General features: G+C 43.3%; 13 protein-coding genes. 3 read left to right on the top strand and 10 right to left on the bottom strand.

Annotation, left to right across the window (positions count from 1 at the left end):
• Positions 1-31: 31 nt before the first annotated feature.
• Both P9989_RS09590 and rnjA read left to right on the top strand, forming a co-directional pair.
• The gene (locus P9989_RS09590) at positions 32-241 is read left to right on the top strand and encodes a DNA-dependent RNA polymerase subunit epsilon (protein WP_283078537.1); all 210 of its coding nucleotides are present in this window, start codon (positions 32-34) and stop codon (positions 239-241) included.
• Positions 242-244: 3 nt separating this feature from the next.
• On the top strand, positions 245-1,912 hold the full coding sequence (gene rnjA, locus P9989_RS09585; RefSeq protein ID WP_283078536.1) for a ribonuclease J1: 1,668 nt from the start codon (positions 245-247) through the stop codon (positions 1,910-1,912).
• A 48-nt stretch (positions 1,913-1,960) separates the two neighbouring features.
• Here rnjA and P9989_RS09580 read toward each other — a convergent pair whose 3' ends face one another.
• The 8 genes from P9989_RS09580 to P9989_RS09545 all read right to left on the bottom strand — a co-directional run bounded on the left by P9989_RS09580 (position 1,961) and on the right by P9989_RS09545 (position 12,061).
• Positions 1,961-3,682 carry a pyruvate oxidase gene (locus P9989_RS09580; RefSeq protein ID WP_283078535.1) on the bottom strand — a complete coding sequence of 574 codons (1,722 nt, stop codon included), beginning with the start codon at positions 3,680-3,682 and terminating at the stop codon, positions 1,961-1,963.
• Between the two features lie 96 nt (positions 3,683-3,778).
• Entirely contained in the window at positions 3,779-4,444 is a 666-nt protein-coding gene (locus P9989_RS09575) for a potassium channel family protein (protein ID WP_283078534.1), read from the bottom strand.
• A gap of 100 nt (positions 4,445-4,544) precedes the next feature.
• Positions 4,545-5,558 (bottom strand): cytochrome d ubiquinol oxidase subunit II, encoded by a 1,014-nt coding sequence (locus tag P9989_RS09570; protein WP_283078533.1) that lies wholly within the window; start codon positions 5,556-5,558, stop codon positions 4,545-4,547.
• A complete protein-coding gene (locus tag P9989_RS09565) occupies positions 5,555-6,907 on the bottom strand; it encodes a cytochrome ubiquinol oxidase subunit I (RefSeq protein WP_283078532.1) in 1,353 nt (450 codons plus the stop codon). Before P9989_RS09565 ends, P9989_RS09570 begins: the two co-directional genes overlap by 4 nt.
• Before the next feature lie 301 nt (positions 6,908-7,208).
• Positions 7,209-9,041: an ABC transporter ATP-binding protein gene (locus tag P9989_RS09560; RefSeq protein ID WP_283078531.1), complete on the bottom strand. Its 1,833-nt coding sequence runs from the start codon at positions 9,039-9,041 to the stop codon at positions 7,209-7,211.
• A gap of 35 nt (positions 9,042-9,076) precedes the next feature.
• A complete protein-coding gene (locus P9989_RS09555) occupies positions 9,077-10,834 on the bottom strand; it encodes an ABC transporter ATP-binding protein (protein WP_283078530.1) in 1,758 nt (585 codons plus the stop codon).
• A 156-nt stretch (positions 10,835-10,990) separates the two neighbouring features.
• Positions 10,991-11,443, bottom strand: coding sequence for a TlpA family protein disulfide reductase (locus P9989_RS09550; protein ID WP_283078529.1), 453 nt, complete (start codon positions 11,441-11,443; stop codon positions 10,991-10,993).
• Between the two features lie 75 nt (positions 11,444-11,518).
• Positions 11,519-12,061 (bottom strand): peroxiredoxin, encoded by a 543-nt coding sequence (locus P9989_RS09545; RefSeq protein ID WP_079529683.1) that lies wholly within the window; start codon positions 12,059-12,061, stop codon positions 11,519-11,521.
• Positions 12,062-12,385: 324 nt separating this feature from the next.
• On the opposite strand from P9989_RS09545, the gene P9989_RS09540 reads away from it, so the two are divergent.
• On the top strand, positions 12,386-13,231 hold the full coding sequence (locus tag P9989_RS09540; protein WP_283078528.1) for a mechanosensitive ion channel family protein: 846 nt from the start codon (positions 12,386-12,388) through the stop codon (positions 13,229-13,231).
• A gap of 79 nt (positions 13,232-13,310) precedes the next feature.
• Here the strand turns inward: P9989_RS09540 and P9989_RS09535 are convergent, their stop codons facing one another.
• Both P9989_RS09535 and P9989_RS09530 read right to left on the bottom strand, forming a co-directional pair.
• Positions 13,311-13,556, bottom strand: a complete 246-nt coding sequence (locus P9989_RS09535; RefSeq protein WP_283078527.1) for a YkuS family protein — start codon at positions 13,554-13,556, stop codon at positions 13,311-13,313.
• Positions 13,557-13,625: 69 nt separating this feature from the next.
• A complete protein-coding gene (locus tag P9989_RS09530) occupies positions 13,626-14,744 on the bottom strand; it encodes an N-acetyldiaminopimelate deacetylase (RefSeq protein ID WP_283078526.1) in 1,119 nt (372 codons plus the stop codon).
• Positions 14,745-14,782: the final 38 nt, after the last annotated feature.

Raw genomic sequence — 14,782 nt, 5'->3', positions numbered from 1 at the left:
GGAAACTATTTTAGTAAGGAGCGATAAAGACATGATTTTTAAAGTATTGTACCAGGAACTTGCACAAGAGGTTCCTGTTCGCGAACGTACACAGGCCATGTATGTCGAAGCGGAAAAAGAAAGAGAAGTGCGTAAGAAATTGGCCGCAAAAAATATAAATATTGAATTTATCCAGGTGCTTGATGAGGATCACTTGGCTTATGAGAAACAATCTGAAGATTTCCAATTGGAGAATGTGTAACAGATGAAGTTTGTTAAAAATGACCAAACAGCTGTTTTCGCTTTAGGCGGACTCGGTGAGATTGGCAAAAACACATACGCTGTTCAATTCCAGGACGAAATCATCCTCATTGATGCTGGAATCAAATTTCCAGAAGACGAACTATTAGGAATTGATTATGTTATTCCTGATTACACCTATTTAGTCCAGAACGAGGACAAAATTAAAGGGCTTTTTATTACCCATGGCCACGAAGACCATATTGGCGGGATTCCTTATCTGCTGCGTGAAATTAACATCCCTATTTATGCAGGCAAGCTTGCTGCGGGGTTACTACGCAACAAATTGGATGAGCACGGATTATTGCGAAATACGAAGATGCACACAATTCAGGAAGATGATGTGATTAAATTCCGTAAAACATCTGTATCCTTCTTCCGTACGACGCACAGTATTCCAGATTCATATGGAATCGTTGTAAAAACACCGCCTGGTAACGTCGTTCATACAGGGGACTTCAAATTTGATTTCACCCCAGTAGGTGAGCCGGCAAACTTAGCGAGAATGGCTGAGATCGGCAAAGAAGGTGTACTTGCTTTACTATCTGATAGCACGAATAGTGAAGTACCAGGGTTTACCAAGTCTGAGCGGGTAGTCGGACAAAGCATTCAAGACATTTTTACGCGTGTGAATGGTCGTTTAATCTTTGCAACCTTCGCTTCAAACATCCACCGTCTTCAACAGGTTGTTGAGGCAGCAGTCAGGAATAATCGTAAGGTGGCTGTGTTTGGACGAAGCATGGAGTCATCAATTCGAATTGGACAGGACCTTGGGTACATCCGCGCACCTAAGGAAACGTTTATCGATGCCCAGCAGCTTAATCGTTTGCCTGCACATGAAGTAGTTATTTTATGTACCGGCTCACAGGGTGAACCTATGGCAGCTCTTTCACGAATTGCTAACGGAACTCACCGTCAAATTCAAATTATGCCTGGCGACACGGTCGTGTTCTCCTCTTCCCCAATCCCTGGTAACACGATCAGTGTAGGACGAACCATCAACAAACTTTACCGTGCAGGTGCCGATGTCATTCACGGACCATTAAATGACATCCATACATCCGGACACGGCAGCCAGGAAGAAATGAAACTTATGTTGCGCTTAATCCAGCCTAAATTCTTTATGCCGATTCATGGTGAATATCGGATGCTGAAAGAACATGTGAAGTTAAGTGAAGAATGCGGCATCGATCCAGGCAACTGTTTCGTTATGGACAATGGTGATGTCCTTGCACTTGGCAAAGATGAAGCTATGATCGCAGGTAAAATCCCGTCCGGATCCGTTTATGTAGACGGAAGCGGAATCGGCGATATTGGCAATATTGTCTTGCGTGACCGCCGTATCCTTTCCGAAGAAGGACTCGTTATTGTCGTCGTAAGCATCAACATGAAAGAATTCAAGATCGCTTCTGGTCCTGACATTATCTCTCGCGGGTTTGTCTACATGAGAGAATCAGAAGACCTGATTAAAGAAGCGCAAAAACTTGTAAGTACACATGTAGAAAAAGTCATGGACCGCCGCACTACGCAGTGGTCTGAGATAAAGAATGAAATCACTGACACGATTGCACCATTCTTATTTGAGAAAACGAAACGCCGCCCAATGATCCTTCCGATTATTATGGAAGTCTGATCACACAAAAAAAAGTCCGCTAACTAGGTTAGCGGACCTTTTTTGTATTTATTTTAAACGTTCCCAGGATTTACTCATGTCAGGCAAGTCCATCTCACCTGTCTCAAAGAAATGCTTAATAATATATTTAGAAAAGTTGACAGCTGATACATAGTCGATATGACCTGGCAGTGGAGCTTGTTCTTCGATCACCACATCAATAATCGCTGGTTTATCTGATAAAAAAGCTTGTTCCATACGGGTTGATAAATCTTCATAAGACTCAATCCGATAGCCTTCCCCACCGCAGGCTTCCGCGAATTTAGCAAAATCAACCTCACCAAGCGATGTTTCAAACGTTTCGTGGCCCATTTGGGCTTGTTCATATTTGATCATCGCAATCTTACTGTTGTTAAGGACCACCATTTTAACCGGCAAGTCATATTTGACAGCCGTTACAAAATCCTGCATCCCCATAGAAAAACCTCCATCACCACAAATCCCAATCACCTGGCGATCAGGGTAGGCAATTTGGGCGGCAATCGCTCCAGGCAACCCCACTCCCATTGTTGCAAGCCAGCCTGAAATCAGAAATTTTTGATCAACTAATGGCAGGAACCGCGATGCCCACACGGTTACACTCCCCACATCCGTCGACACGATGGCTTGTGACTTCATATGTTTTTCCAATTCAAACATCACTTGAGGTGCGTGGAGTGGATCTTCTTCTGAACGCTTTTCTTTTTGCAAGGAAACTCTCCACTGATTCATCATGTCCTGATACCTTTCAAGGTTCGGATTCTCACTTCGTGGAGAGATCAATTTAGTGAGGCCGCTGAGTGTCTGTTTAGCGTCCCCTGCTATTCCGAGCTCGATCGGATAATATTTACCCAAATGTTCAGGTTCATTATCAATTTGGATCGCCTGCACATGGTCTGGCAGAAAATCGCGATAAGGAAACTGTGTACCGATTAATAGCAGCAGATCACATTCTTTGATCGCTTTATACGCTGGTTTCGTGCCAATTTGTCCATGGTGGCCTAAGCAGTAAGGGTGATTGTCGGGAATTACTCCCTTAGCAAGTAAGCTAAGAACGATGGGCGCTTTAATTGTTTCAGCAAAATCGATAAGTTCGGTTTGAGAATCACTCGTTCCCTTTCCGGCAAGTATGACCGGATTTTCGGCCTTCTCAATCAATTGCCGAGCCTCTTTAAGCTGCTCATCCCTCGGGGTAATCGTCGGCTTATAATAGGCTTGTGCGGTCAGCCTTTCTTCGTCCTTTTGCTTAACAGAGAAAAGATCATCAGGCACCACTAAAACCGCTACCCCTTTTTTGGCATAAGCTTCACGGATAGCCTGGTTTAATAAATCAGGCAGCTGGCTTTCGGTCTCAGCGCGTTCATTGTAAACAGCGACATCATCAAACAAACGTTCCAGATTAACCTCCTGAAAGGCTCCCGTTCCAACTGCTTCACTGCTTACCTGCCCGACTATGGCCAGAACAGGAGCCCCATCACCTTTGGCGTCGTATAAGCCATTCAGGAGATGAATCCCGCCTGGTCCGGCAATCGACAAACAAACTCCCAGTTTACCTGTCAATTTCGCATAGGCGGCAGCCGCAAGCGCACCTGTCTCTTCATGCCGTACTTGAAAGAATTTGATACGCTCTTGTTCTTTCCTTAGATCATCTATGAATTCGTTAATCGAATCACCAGGAAGACCATATACATGATTAACTCCCCAGTCTATAAGTTGATCTGCTAATATTGTTCCTGTTCGTTGAGTAGACATATTCTATCATCCTTTCCAAGTTAGCCTATACCTCCTCTTTATCCTAAATTACCAACAGATAAACCAAAGACACCCCGCTGGCCAGGGTGCCTTTCCTCAATTTTCCACAACTAAATTTTTCTCAAATCGACTAATATCCTTATCGGCACCTATGACGATTAGCACATCTCTATGCTGAATTTCCTCAGTAGCCATCGGAGAAACAATAACGTCTTTATCCCTCTTAATCGCTACAACGTTACAACCGTATTCGGCACGGATATCCAGGTCAACAAGGGTTTGTCCACTCATTCTTTCACCAGCTTTAACTTCTACCACGCTGTGATCATCAGATAATTCAATATAATCGAGAATGTTATTAGAGATAATGTTATGGGCAATTCGTTTACCCATATCACGCTCTGGGTGAACAACATGGTCTGCCCCGATTTTCCGTAAAATTTTCTCGTGATAATCATTTTGTGCTTTGACGGTAACCGTCGCAATTCCTAGTTCTTTGAGAATTACCGTGGTTAGAATACTGGATAAAATGTTGTCCCCAATCGCTACGATGACATGGTCAAAGTTACCCAACCCTAGCTCTTTTAACACACTTTCATCTGTCGAGTCTGCTATAACAGCGTGTGCGGCAATATCCCTGTATTCATTTACTTTTTCCTCATCCAAGTCTAAGGCTAACACTTCCATGCCTTCATTATTGAGTTCACGGCATATACTGCCGCCGAAGCGGCCCAGCCCTACGACTGCAAAGTCCTTTTTCATGCTTCATCCTCCAACTTTTCAAATCAATGTATCCATATTTTATCACAATTCATCGATAAGAACAGATCGAATTCGTCCTTATAAATTAACGACTCTGGCTCTATTTTTTTCCCTGGACATAATCTGCATCGAATAAAAACATACGCATGAGCATGATTAGAGATGGTATTAACAACAGCAGTCCACCTATAAAAGCAATAATTAAGGTGAGGCCCATTGTTTCATTCGTAGCACCATTCGTAATCGTGACAAATGGTTTGATGATATAAGGTAGATGGGAAGCCCCATATCCAAAGAAAGCAAAGAAAAACTGGAACATCACGGCGATGAAGGCCCAACCATAATACTTCCCTTGATAGATGAGAAATAAGCCGATCATAAAGAATGCAACCGAAAGCCCGAACACCCACCAAAGCTCAATGGCTTTTTGGAAATGAGCGAAGTTATGCTGACTTAATGCGATGAACGTTGTTAAGCTGGCAATAATCGTTGGTGAACTCCAGAACAGTGCATATTTGCGAACGATAGCAAGGGCTGGGTCATCATCGGCCCGATGTGCATAATAGGTAAGAAATGTCGAGCTGATATATAGTACCGATACAATCGCAAGCAGCACCACACTCCAGGAGTACGGACTGGTCAGCAATTTGCCAATCATCAAGTGAACTCCATTTGCTGTTTCTTCGATAAATCCTCCTTCTGAGATTGTCATAGCGGTAGCAAGCGAAGCTGGGATCAATAAGCCTGTGGCTCCGTAAAGAAACATATACACATGGTTATCTTTTGATCCATAACTTTCAAATGCATAGAAAGAGCCGCGTATCGCAAGCAGGACGATCGCAATACTTCCCGGTACGAGCAAGGATTGACCGAAGTAGTATGCCGTATCCGGGAAAAATCCGACAAGACCAACGAAGAAAAAGACAAAGAATACGTTGGTCACTTCCCATACTGGTGAAAGGTACCTTGAAATGAGTTTATTAATAATATGGTCCTGCTTCGTCAGCCTGGCATAATAAGCAAAGAATCCGGCACCGAAATCGATAGAAGCAACGATCAAGTATCCGTACAGAAATAACCAGAGGACCGTGATCCCAATATATTCATAACTCATTCTTTGTCACTCTCCTTTACATGAGGGTAGCGACTTTCCAATTCAAGTTCTGCAGGATTGTTCTTAAATATTTTTCTGAGAACAACTAAGCATCCTACTCCTAAGACGATATACAGGGCAAGGAAGAGTAAAAACATTAAACCGACGTGCGGTGACGTGGTGGCCCCTTCAGCCACGGTCATAAATCCTCGTAAAATCCAAGGCTGACGGCCCACTTCAGAAAAAATCCAGCCAAATTCGATGGCGAGCATCGCTAGCGGGCCTACAGCAGCAAGACCTGTTAACAACCATCTATTAAACTCATTCCAGCGTTTCATTTTCCAGAAAACTAAGAAAAGGAACGAGATGCCGACTAAATAGAAACCGATCATCACCATAAAATCAAACATGTAGTGAATCCAAAGCGGCGGCCGTTCATCTTCAGGTGTTTCATTCAAGCCCTCCACGGGAGCATTAAAGTCTCCATGAGCCAGAAAGCTCAAGGCCCCGGGAATCCGTATGGCATTTTCTACTTCATTATTTTCGTTTAACGTACCAAATACAATAAGATCCGCGTTCTTCTCTGTCTCAAAGTGCCATTCGCCGGCGGCTAGTTTTTCGGGCTGGTATTCGGCAAGGTATTTAGCTGAAGAATCCCCGGCCACGGCTGTAGCTACAGCGAAAATAAATGTAGCAGCTACGGTTAGCTTTAAAGCTTTTTTATGATAAATGCTACTCTTACGAACTAACATAATAAACGCGGCTATCGTAGCTAAAATAGCTGCCGATGTTAAATAAGACGAGCTAACCACGTGAGCTACTTTTGTCGGTGTAGCCGGGTTGAACATCGCCGCAAACGGGTCTACCGCGACCAGCTTATCTCCTTCAGTTTCGAACCCCTGTGGGGCGTTCATAAAGGCATTTACCGTTGTAATGAAGAAGGCTGATAAAGTAGATCCGATAACTACCGGAATCGACAGCAGCCAGTGATAAATCGGATTTTTAAAACGATCCCACGTATATAAGTAAGCTCCCAGGAAAATAGCTTCGAAGAAAAAGGCAAAGACCTCCATAAATAATGGAAGGCTGATCACATTTCCTGCTACTTTCATAAAGCTTGGCCATAATAAAGAAAGCTGTAAACCAATCGCTGTTCCGGTTACAACCCCAACAGCAACTGTAATGGTCAGCCCCCTCGTCCACCTTCTCGCTAATAAGGTATAATGTGGATCCTTCTTCTTAATGCCGATCCACTCGGCGATCGAAATCATAATCGGAATTCCGACACCAACAGTTGCAAAGATGACATGAAATCCGAGGGTTAAGAAGGTAAGCAATCGGCTCATCAGGACGCTGTCTTCAAAGAACATACGTGATTTTCCCCCTTACAAATGAATAAGATGTGATTCTTTCTTTAAGTATAAATCGTGTAAACGGTTCCAGTGTGCACGATTGATGAAGATTTTGTGACGAACTTCACAAACTTTCTATTCCACTAAAACTATGACAGGACTCGCGCATATTATGTAGGCGTACTCTTCTATACATTACCCTACTGTGGATCTTACAATCCTAAATGGTGAAGATTTATGAGACTAGCACAAAAAACCCATCAACGCTAATTGGCATTGATGGGTTTTCCATGTTATTCAGGTGGTTTTCTTAAGCAAATCAGATAGCATCAAGCATTTGAAACTGTGCTTTCACTAATTCAAAGTACTCGCCCTTTTGATCCATCAGCTGATCATGGGATCCATGTTCGAGGATCTTGCCGTGCTCGAGTACATAAATCGTATCAGCTTCCCTGATCGTTGACAGTCGGTGAGCAATGATAATAGCAGTTCTGCCTTTCAACAATCGCCTCAAGGCTTCCTGGATTTTCATTTCGGTTTCTGTGTCGATACTCGCGGTCGCTTCATCTAATATTAATATCCTTGGATTGGCGAGAAGCGCTCGTGCAAAGGATAACAGTTGTCGTTCACCGGCTGATAGAATATTACCCCGCTCCTCGACTTCTGTTTCATATCCGTCACTTAATCGCTGGATGAAATCATCTGCTCCAACAACCTTGGCCGCTTCGATCACCTCTTGATCAGAAGCAGTTGGGCGGCCAAACCGAATATTTTCCATAATCGTGCCTGAAAAAATAAACGTGTCTTGCAAAACAACACTGATCTGCTGACGGACACTATCAATCGTTGCATCGCGTAAGTCCGTACCATCGATTTTCACGGCGCCTTTGGTAGGATCATAGAAACGGCTGATTAAGTTGGCAATCGTTGATTTACCAGACCCCGTGTGTCCGACTAAGGCTACCGTTTCTCCCTGCTTCATCTCAAGCGAAATGTCGTGCAAAGCGATTCGTTTTTCATCATAGGCAAACTGGACTTGATCAAATTCAATATGCCCCTTCATGTCTGTAAGTTCACGGGCATCATGTTTTTCTTGAACGTTGGGCTGTTCATCAAGAAACTCAAAGATGCGCTCAGAGGCGGCCATCGCCATTAGCAGCTGATTATACATTTGACCGAGACGGGAAATCGGCTCCCAGAACATACCAAGGAAGAAAGCGAACGACACAAATGTACCAATCTCAATATCGCCCTGTAAAATAAGATGTGCCCCGTATGCCACGAGGATAACCGTTCCAACAGCATTACTCAGTTCTACAAACGGACGGAACATAGCACTTTTTCTTGTCGCCATATTCCACGACTGAAAATTGTCGGTATTTACGCCATTAAAGTATTCTGCATTCTCTGTTTCCTGTGAAAAGGATTGAGTGATACGCACCCCTTGAAGACTCTCATTTAAATGAGAGTTCAACCTTGATTGCTGGATACGAACTTGCTGCCACGAGCGACGAATATTCCGTCGAAGCTTCGTTGAAATATAGAACATGATCGGCATAATTACTAAGATCGCCAAGGCAAGCTTCGGACTCAGTGCAAACAGGATCACGATAATCCCTGTTAACATGACAACATCCATTAGTAGATTGATGATCCCGTTAGTAAAAAGCTCTTGTAAGGAATTTATATCATTCATAATCCGCACGAGAATCGAGCCCGCCGATCTTGAATCAAAAAACTTATGGGATAGGCGCTGCACATGGGAAAATAAGTGCTGACGCAAGTCGTAAATGACATTTTGCCCCAAAATATTAACATATTTAATCCTTAGGGCATTTCCGATATAACTTAACACATACATTATGGAAATGCCGACCACGAGCTGAATCAGCAAATTCACATTGTTTTCTGCAATCGCAACATCGATGGCTACTTTACCAATTAAAATAGGAACCACCAGCCGTACGATCGTTGACACCAGCATCGCAATAATCGATATCGGCAGCAGGCGCCTAGTGTACGGTTTAACGTACGAGAGTAGGCGCAGCATCTGCGTCCAGTTGAACGGCTTTTCTATCGCCTGGTCCTGGGTGTACTTAAACCGGTTTAAATGTTTATTCGTTTCAGGTCTATGCTTAGGTTTACGAGCCATGCTCTCCCCTCCTTTTGAAAAAAACTTCTCCACTTTTAAGAGATATGTGATGTATTTAATATTTTCTCTTTATCTTGATACTGAATATCGTAAATTCGTTGATATGGCCCGCCGTTTACTAGTAGATCGTCATGAACGCCGCGCTCCTTAACGAGGCCATCCTCAAGTACGAGAATTTCATCAGCATGTTTTAACGAAGAGATTCTGTGAGCGATGATGAACGTCGTTCGGCCTACCATCACCTCTTGCAGTGCTTTCTGAATCTTAAACTCTGTCTCCATATCAACGGCCGAAGTCGCATCATCGAGAACGAGAATGGCTGGGTCGATTAATATCGCCCGTGCAATCGCAATCCGCTGCTTCTGACCGCCAGATAAGCCCATGCCTCGCTCACCAAGCAAGGTGTCATATCCTTCAGGCATATCCATAATAAACTCGTGAGCCTGCGCTCTTTTGGCTGCAGCGATTACGTCTTCAAGGGTGGCATCAGGATTCCCGTACGAAATATTTTCTTTAATAGAAGTTGAAAATAAGAATGATTCTTGCAGCACGAAACCGATATTTTTACGTAGTGTTTTTAACCCATAATCAGCTACTGGCTTTCCATCGACCAGGACCCGGCCCTGTTCAGGTTCATAGAAGCGGGTAATCAACTGGGTAATGCTCGTTTTCCCTGATCCGGTTGCCCCAATCAGTCCGATTGTTTTACCTGGAGGCGCATCGAAGCTGATATGTTTCAATGCTGAATCATCATCTTCTGTATAAGTAAGGGTGACATCATCGAACGTCACATGTCCCTGCAAACGGTCGAGTACGATTGAATCATCTTTTTCCGTAACGTCTTCTTTTGCTTCTAAAATCTCGAGTAAGCGTTCTCCAGAGGCTTTTGATTGAGAAAAAAGGTTAATGACGAAGCCAAAATTCATTAACGGCCCTAAAATATACCAAACCAGGCTAAAGAAGGCGACAAGCTCTCCTAATTGCAAGGACCCGTTAATGACGAGATAGCCGCCATAAGCTAGCAGTGCGACAACACTGACATTGCCGATGAATTCCATGAGCGGGAAGTAACGAGACCAAATATTAGACGTATCAATATATTTTTTCCGGTAATCATCACTGCGGTTTAAGAAGCGGCCGACTTCGAACTCTTCCCTTGATAGCGATTTCACTGTATTCATACCGCTAATGTTTTCCTGGACACGTGTGTTCAGCTTACCAAATGACTTTCTAATTTTACGAAAAGCCGGATGAACTTGTTTATCAAACTTAAACACTACCACCGTCAGGAAAGGCATGGCAGCCATCGTAACCAGCGCAAGAGGAACGGAATAGTAAAACATGACACTAAGACTGATCAAAATTAATAATACAATGCGGATAAGTTCAGAAAATCCTACTGATAGAAAGAACCGAAATCCTTCCACATCTGCTGTCAGACGTGACATGATGTCACCTGTCTTTGCGTTGTCATAGTACTTAAACGAAAGTCTTTGCAGCTTCTTATAGAGCGCATCACGCATGGTATAAACCGACCTGATCCCAAAATAGTCACCAAGGTACTGATGGAAATATGTCGCGACCCCTTTTACAATCATTAGTAAAATAAAAGCAGCCCCGATATACGGGATAAGATTATACCTTTCGCCCCGCACCACTTCATCAATTGTAATTTGCAACACAATTGGATAGACGACGGTGATGACTGTGACAAATAGAAGGGCAAATAATGACCATAAAAAGAAGGACTTAAACGGCCAGTAAAATTGCTTTAATTTTTTAAACGTTTCCATGATGTCTCCCTCCCTTTCTTTTTACGTAATTAATAATATATCGGCAATCGAAATAAATTTCCACCTATTTGAGGTAATTTTTAAAAATTTCTCCAAATTTATTCATAAAAAAAAGCAACTCCCCCATTTTACGAAGGGAATTGCTCTTTATGACTGCTATTTTTGATTGACGCCAAGTACACGGTTCACACGCTTACGCAACATTTTCATGCCGCCACCGCCTGCTTGAAAGTGTCTTAGATTGCCTTCTTCATCAAACACGTAGTAAGCCGGTACGTATTGGTTTTCAAAAGCATCCGTTAGGGCGTGTTGATTATCAACATAGATTGGCTGCGTGATGCCATGTTCTTCAGCAACCTCTTTAATCTGTTCAAGGTCTAAATCTTTCTCAGAACGAGGCATATGAACAGCTACCACATTTAAATCATCACTATATTCATCTCTAAATTCATTGACATTAGGCATCGCTTCTTTACATAGTCCGCAGCTGACAGACCAGAAGTGAATCAATGTCGGTTTATCGCCAGTTAAATCTTCCTTTGTGAGAGCATCACTGTTCATCCACTGTGTTGCTTCAGGAAGTTCAGGCATAGGTGTTCTTAAACGCATTTGTTATTCCTCCTGTCCAACTTTTATCGAAAAAGGTCTAACACTTAGGTTAGACCTTTGTGACCTTATTTAACCTTAAAGAGTTTCTTGGCCTGGCTTCCAGTTTGCCGGGCAAAGTCCGCCAGTTTGCAGCGCCTGCAGTACACGAAGAGTTTCATCAACGTCACGGCCAATGTTATTGTGGTTCACCACTTGGTACTGAAGTTCGCCTTCAGGGCTGATGATGAATAGACCGCGAAGAGCAACCCCTTCTTCCTCGATAAGTACTCCGTAGTCTTTAGCTACTTGGTGGTTCGTATCCGCTGCTAGAGAATACTCTAGATCACCAAGACCATTATCCTCACGAGATGTGTTAATCCATGCTAAGTGTGTGTGGATCGTATCTGTTGAAACACCAACAACTTCTGCATCAAGATCTTCGAATTCATCGAAGCGATCAGAAACAGCTGTAATTTCTGTCGGGCATACGAAAGTGAAATCCATTGGATAGAAAAATAGAACCGTCCATTTATCGTTCTTCATATTCTCTTCTAGTGAAACTTTACCGAATTCTTTGTTTGGAAGCACTGCGTCCATTTCGAAGCGGGGTGCTTGTTTTGCTACCATACGTTCTGCCATTATAAATCCCTCCAAATGTTTTATAGCGTTTATATAGATGATCCTGCTTTAATAAGCACATAATATAGTATAACGAGATATTTTATTAGAGTCAATCTAAAGTAATAATAAATGTAAACTAGTTTGGATCTCCAATAAAAGGGCATATACTCATAATATGGACACTACTAGTTCTCATTAAACATGATTTGTTGAGGAAAGTAAAATGATAAGCTCATCTAGTATTTCGACAAAATTTCATATAAAGTTGTAAATCTTTGAAACAGATAATAATTTTCCGCTATCATATAGAAAGAACTTGTTGACCATGAAAGGAGTTTGCACATGAATTTGTTTGAAGAAGGGTTTGAATTCAACCCCACTGTAATAGTCGAGTGGCTGATCACAGGCGGGTTGGAGATATTAGTCATTCTGATTGGTTTTGCAATTATTAGCCCTATAGGGAAAAAAACGATCGAAGCTGCGATTGGCAGAATGGGAAGGCAGCGTAAACTAACGGAAGCACGAACCAAAACATTGGAGAAAATTTCTGTAAACCTCTTCAGCTATGTATTGTTATTTGTCTTAATTGTTATGCTATTAAGCGCGATCAACATTGACATCGGACCGCTTCTGGCTGGTGCTGGAATTGTTGGTCTTGCGATTGGGTTTGGAGCACAAGGGTTAGTTTCAGACATCGTTACGGGCTTCTTCATTCTACTTGAACGTCAAATCGAGGTGGATGATTATGTAACCGCTGCGGGTTATGATGGAATCGTAGAGGAAGTAGGCATTCGCACCACAAAACTAAGAGGGTTTGATGGAACGCTGCATTACATTCCTAACCGCAATATCGCGGGAGTCAGCAACCATTCCCGCGGAAATATGCGTGCGCTTGTTGATATCGGCATTAGTTATGAAGATAATATTGATGAGGCTATCGAAGTATTATCAAAAGTTACTAAAGACTTTGCTGAGGATCCACGCTTTAAGGAAGGCCCTGATGTATTAGGTGTTCAGAGTATCGGATCTTCTGATATTGTTCTCAGAGTGCTCGGGAAGACAGCCAATATGGAACAATGGGGCGTTGAACGAGACATGAGAAAAGCAATTAAAGAAGCACTTGAAGCAAAAGGCATTGATATTCCGTATCCACACCAGGTCAACGTGGAGAAAACAAAAGCAAACTAATTAAAATCCCGGACCTTTAAAAGTCCGGGATTTTTTCTGCTCGAAAAAGCTTATGTATAGAGGGGCTGCCCCTCTATTGTCATAATGAAAAGCAGTTGTCTACTTCTTGGCAAACATCATCAGCCGTACGGCCGCGGGCATCAATGACAACGCCATTCGTTGCAGCGTTCTGAATCCCCATGACATCACGGTCCTGACCAGAGATCACGCAGCAATCACAGCCCTCAGCATCTTGATCGTTTTGTAAGGTCACAAGGTCATACCCTTTTTGCTGCAATGCAGCACGAATGTCGCTTAAATTTTCCTCAATGGCTACTTTTTTCACGTGAAATCCTCCTCATTATAAGAATCACGTGGTTATTATTGCCAAAGGGACCGTGATTATGCATAGGAATTACAATTGACGCAGCCCGTTGACTACAAGTCGCGCCCCAATAGATAACGCCTCTTCCTTAGGAGACAGTCGGGACGTGTGAAGGCCTGACTGCGAATCCACTCCAAGCCAGAACATAAATCCAGGAATCTCTTTTAACATATAGCCAAAATCTTCACCTGTCATCGCTGCACTCGCTTCTTGATAAGTGACGCCTGAATCGTTTGCGATGGCCGCAAACTTTTCAACGTAATCAGGATCGTTCTCGACTTGATAATAGTTCGCCCCATAATCAATGGTTGCCGAACAATCATGGGCTACCTCTATCCCCTGGACGACTTTTTCAATTTCAGTTTTCACTGCCTTCATCGCCTCAGGTGACATCGTTCGAATCGTTCCTTCTAGCCTCGCTTGTTCAGCGATAATATTCTGCACACTTCCGCCAGTAATCTTGCCGATTGTAATCACGGCACTATCAAGCGGATCTACTCTGCGAGCGACAATTTGCTGCAGCTGGGTTACGAGGAAACTTCCAGCCACGATCATATCTTTTGTTAAATGCGGATAAGCGGCATGCCCGCCTACGCCTTTTAAGTCAATAAACAATTCACTTGTGTTGGCAAACAGCAGACCTGGTCTCGACGACACGACTCCTGCCGGCAGCTCTGGGGCGATATGAAGAGCAAATATGATGTCTGGTCTAAATTGTTTCATCGGTTCTGATTGCAGCATCGGTTCCGCACCGCCAGGACCTTCCTCGGCCGGTTGAAACAGGAATACAACGTGATTGTCTGCAGGCTGATGAGCTAACGACTCGAGAGCGGATAACGCAATCGTCATGTGAAAATCATGGCCGCACGCATGCATATGACCGTCGTGTTCGGAGGCATATGGGTACCCTGTTTCTTCTGTTAGGGGCAGCCCGTCAATATCAGTACGATACCCAATCGTTTTCTGTGGCGCCTTTCCGTCCACTTTTACAAAAATGCCCGTCTTCCACAATTCCACGGTTAAATGCTCTTGGGGAAGTTCGTGAATAAACGATAATAAGTAAGCCTGGGTTTTCACTTCCTGAAAGCCGAGCTCAGGGATTCTGTGCAAATCTCTGCGTATTTGGATGAGTTCCGATTCTGTTAACATTCGCTAAGCCCCCTGTTATAGGAAAGACCTTGCTTTTT

The sequence above is a fragment of the Halobacillus naozhouensis genome, assembly GCF_029714185.1.
Taxonomy (GTDB): domain Bacteria; phylum Bacillota; class Bacilli; order Bacillales; family Halobacillaceae; genus Halobacillus_A; species Halobacillus_A naozhouensis.
This window is presented reverse-complemented; position numbering and strand designations above follow the sequence as displayed.

Excerpts from the sequence above, each read along its gene's own strand:
- P9989_RS09530 (WP_283078526.1), bottom strand. The coding sequence starts at position 14,744 with ATGTTAACAGAATCGGAACTCATCCAAATACGCAGAGATTTGCACAGA.
- P9989_RS09555 (WP_283078530.1), bottom strand. The coding sequence starts at position 10,834 with ATGGAAACGTTTAAAAAATTAAAGCAATTTTACTGGCCGTTTAAGTCC.
- P9989_RS09550 (WP_283078529.1), bottom strand. The coding sequence starts at position 11,443 with ATGCGTTTAAGAACACCTATGCCTGAACTTCCTGAAGCAACACAGTGG.
- P9989_RS09560 (WP_283078531.1), bottom strand. The coding sequence starts at position 9,041 with ATGGCTCGTAAACCTAAGCATAGACCTGAAACGAATAAACATTTAAAC.
- rnjA (WP_283078536.1), top strand. The coding sequence starts at position 245 with ATGAAGTTTGTTAAAAATGACCAAACAGCTGTTTTCGCTTTAGGCGGA.
- P9989_RS09545 (WP_079529683.1), bottom strand. The coding sequence starts at position 12,061 with ATGGCAGAACGTATGGTAGCAAAACAAGCACCCCGCTTCGAAATGGAC.
- P9989_RS09540 (WP_283078528.1), top strand. The coding sequence starts at position 12,386 with ATGAATTTGTTTGAAGAAGGGTTTGAATTCAACCCCACTGTAATAGTC.
- P9989_RS09570 (WP_283078533.1), bottom strand. The coding sequence starts at position 5,558 with ATGAGTTATGAATATATTGGGATCACGGTCCTCTGGTTATTTCTGTAC.
- P9989_RS09575 (WP_283078534.1), bottom strand. The coding sequence starts at position 4,444 with ATGAAAAAGGACTTTGCAGTCGTAGGGCTGGGCCGCTTCGGCGGCAGT.
- P9989_RS09565 (WP_283078532.1), bottom strand. The coding sequence starts at position 6,907 with ATGTTCTTTGAAGACAGCGTCCTGATGAGCCGATTGCTTACCTTCTTA.
- P9989_RS09590 (WP_283078537.1), top strand. The coding sequence starts at position 32 with ATGATTTTTAAAGTATTGTACCAGGAACTTGCACAAGAGGTTCCTGTT.
- P9989_RS09580 (WP_283078535.1), bottom strand. The coding sequence starts at position 3,682 with ATGTCTACTCAACGAACAGGAACAATATTAGCAGATCAACTTATAGAC.